Origin of the sequence: Rickettsiales endosymbiont of Peranema trichophorum, from assembly GCF_004210275.1 — a bacterium.
GTDB lineage: Bacteria > Pseudomonadota > Alphaproteobacteria > Rickettsiales > Midichloriaceae > RICK02.
Genome location: NZ_SCFA01000043.1, coordinates 1 through 2,843, shown reverse-complemented (window position 1 = coordinate 2,843; position 2,843 = coordinate 1). Strand labels below are relative to the sequence as shown.

The following is a 2,843-nucleotide window of genomic DNA, read 5'->3' as shown; positions in this document are numbered from 1 at the left end:
ATTGCGTCGATAAACTGTTCGTATAATAAGCATCATGCCACCTTAAAATTAACAACCTCGCTAAACGAGTAATCTTTTTCGTTGTTTGTCCCTCCTAAATTGCTAAAATCATACGTCCCATGCAAATTTACGTGCCTCCAGCTTAATATCGATCCATTCGTAATATTTGACAACAACTCTTCCCTCCCATCTCTATCTGAACGCATAATTATCTTAGTGAGCTCTATATAGTTCCACAGTATGATGATATTCTGAATAAGCGTTTTGCACATCCCTGACACCTCCTGTTCCTCTCTATACCCTTCTTTTATCTCCTCGCCCATAAATGATACAGCTGCAGCAAATCTGTTAGCTAGCTCTCCTTTGTTTAGCTGCTTCTCAATCCTCTGACGCCACTCAACATCATCAACGTACTTCAACACAAACATAGACTTAATAATCCTACCAAACTCTTTTAAAGCTTCCTGTAAAGGGTGTTGGTTCGGATACGAACTTAATCTCTTCAATATCACAGATGCCTTGTGTTTTCTCACCATAATGGTTGCAATCAGTCGTAATATGTTATCCCAGTTCCTTCTTATCTTCTCTTCCTTCACGTAATATACAGCCTTAATAGGGTCACTGTCACCACTATTCTTCTTAAAACTTACTAAATTGACCACACCTATATCCCTTATACGTGGCGCAAATGTTACCCCAATTAAGTGTGATACCGCAAACACCATCTCCGTATATCCGTGCGTGTCCGTCGAGTGCATGTCACTCTTAATTATCTCATTATGCAATAAACCATCAATAACATACGCCGCATCTCTTTCTGAGCTGCTAAATACTTCATTATAAAACAATAACCCACGTTCATCAATAAATCGGTAAACACTTACACCTCTGCTGTTACCATGATACTTATATGAGTAATTAGCATTTAATGATTCTACTGACACACACTGCTTCTGACCATCGCTTGACGTATGCAATAGCTCCTTTTCTCGTTTAAATCTGCTCGGTAACCATAATCTTGTCATTATTTCTATTAAACTTTGGTTCACCATATGCAAGTTCTCTATCGAAAAATACCAATTAACCGTATTCAATAACGTGTTATAGTTCATACCTATTGCACTGCTCGCAAGCTTATGTAATCCTATGTTGCTCCCCAGAGCGAATATCCCTCCTAAAAACATCTCATCATTAGGTTTGGCTTTCCCTCCTTTGATCTTATGGTGCCTAAAATTGTCAGTAAACCTACACATATCATTCACTTCTGACATCATTTGCAAAATCGGTACATACTTCTCCTTACCTATAATTACAGATATAGCTTCGTAATCCGGCTTCTCTACTGCTGGCGTATGCACAAAGTATGTACCGTCCTTTCTTACTGTGACATAACCATTCTTTTTGTTGTGAATCCTTCGATTAACTTCTATATATTGCATCTCTAAAGAGCTCCGAAGTCTCCCCAACACATCACATACATCCATAGGTAAACCAAGATGCGACACAATACCATCTTTGTTACTTCTCCACTCACTTTCATCAATTAGATATTCATCTATTGACAGGTACCGATAAGAATGCTCGAGGCTAATGTAGCCCGCTTTGATTGCGCTCGATACCTTACAAAAAAGAATAGCTTTATATAGCGAAACATTAAATTCACCTCTTCTATACACCGCCTTGTACTCATGCTCTTCTAAAAATTCATTAGTAGCTGTGGACGTAATGTGCTTCTCTGACTGGTAGTATCTCAAAGCTCTGTAGAGTGCATTATCATCCTTACAAACTTCAAATCGCAAGTGTTTGATGATATCTGCTACACGATTCTGCAGTTTTCTGGACAAAGTACATAAAATATCCAATCTATCACTTTGTACCTTCTCGTTATTAAGCTGCTCTTCCAGTGCCTTCGCATCTAGTACCGCTTGTTCTAAGCTCATATCCCCGTTCTCTAGAGGTATCAATCTCCTCAGCATCTCGACCTTTTGATCATTAGTGAAGGCTTCGTCGTGCAGTATCTTCCTTACTGAATCAACTGTTGATTTAGTGTTGTCAAAACCCACCAAAATAGACTGAGTCAGCTTATTTCTATCCGGTAGCTTCTCCTTTACTGCATCCTCCAACTTCTTATCAGCTTTATTTAACTGCTGCTGTACACTTCTCAGTAACATATCTACAAGTGCATCTTGCCAAATCTTATAATAATGGTCAATAAATGCTATCAGATACAAATACCTCTTGTTTGGCTCTACAATGTCTACAATCTGCGTTATCTTCGCCTCCACTACTCACCCAGCATAATATTTTGTCGCATCCTCTGATAAATCTAGCATTTCTATCACTGACTGCAATTCCTCAAATAATCCCTTGATTATTAGAAAACTGTGCATCCCACGCTTAATTTGCACTGGTCTCAATGATTGATTAATTGTCTTGAGTCTTGTCAAAAGCGGACGCTGGTAGTACTCTCCTGTTGTACTAACAAGCTGCTCTAGTGCTTCGCACTGCGTCGGTGTCATTATCTCACCTATCACTCGTAAAATCGACTCCTCAAAAATACCAAACTTCTCTGTGATGATCTTGATTATCATTTCATATCTTGGTATTTCAATACGTTTGTTCCGCAATTCCTCAACCAACATGTAGAATAATTTGCGGGGGTGCATTTGCTGCCCAACTAAAGCTTCTACCCTTCTTGCGCACAATTCTTCAGCACTTCTAAATTCTACATAACCACAAATTTCAAGAATCAACAGCCTGTGTTTTTGGCGAGTTCTATCTACGTACCGTCTAGCAACATCTTCGACACCAACACCTACTATCTTCTCAACAAACTGAATATC

Annotated in this window: 2 protein-coding genes; both read right to left on the bottom strand. The window is 39.0% G+C overall.

The features are described from left to right. Window positions 1–32: 32 nt before the first annotated feature. Window positions 33–2,285, bottom strand: a complete 2,253-nt coding sequence (locus EDM53_RS02105) for a Tn3 family transposase (protein ID WP_130121959.1) — start codon at window positions 2,283–2,285, stop codon at window positions 33–35. 3 nt (window positions 2,286–2,288) lie between these two features. Continuing rightward, window positions 2,289–2,843, bottom strand: a 555-nt coding sequence (locus EDM53_RS02100; protein ID WP_130121957.1) for a DUF4158 domain-containing protein, incomplete at its 5' end; no start/stop codon positions are given.